Below are 683 nucleotides of genomic sequence, written 5' to 3' on the forward strand. Positions count from 1 at the left end.
TCGGCGCCGGAGAGGGCGAACACCTCCCGGGCGAGACCGTGCCAGGTGGTCGTGCCGGCGTCGGTCGCGTGCAGGACACCCCGGACCGGGGTGCCGGCCAGCTCGACGAGCCCGCGGGCCAGGTCCGCGGACCAGGTCGGGCTGCCGGTCTGGTCGGCGACCACGGAGACGGTGTCGCGCTCGGACTCCAGCCGCAGCATGGTCCGCACGAAGTTGCTGCCGTGCGCGGCGTACACCCAGGCGGTGCGGACGACGACGACGTCGCCGCCCACCGCGGCCACCGCCCGCTCGCCGGCCAGCTTGGTGCGGCCGTAGGCGGTGCGGGGCGCGGGCTCGTCGTCGACGCCGTAGGGGGTCCGCGCGTCGCCGGCGAAGACGTAGTCGGTGGAGACGTGCACCAGCCGCCCGACGCCGGCGAGCTCCTCGGCCAGCCAGCCGGGCGCCTCGCCGTTGACCCGGTGGGCGGTGGCCTCGTCGGTCTCCGCGGCGTCGACGGCGGTGTAGGCGGCGGCGTTGAGCACCACCGGGCGGGCACCGCGGGACACGGCGTCGTCCCGCCACCGGCCGACGACCGCCCGCACCTGCGCCTCGTCGGTCAGGTCGAGCCGGCTGCGGCCCAGCGGGGTGACGTCGCGACCGGCGAGGACGCGCTGCAGGTCGGTGCCCAGCTGCCCGGAGGCGCC

The 683-nt window shown here is 77.6% G+C and carries 1 protein-coding gene; it reads right to left on the bottom strand.

All coding sequences use genetic code 11. From position 1 onward, the window contains the following. Positions 1–683 (bottom strand): dTDP-4-dehydrorhamnose reductase (rfbD, locus tag ACI79A_RS19655; RefSeq protein ID WP_457085438.1); only part of this gene is annotated, 683 nt, incomplete at both ends.

Source organism: Modestobacter sp. SYSU DS0657, from assembly GCF_054050925.1.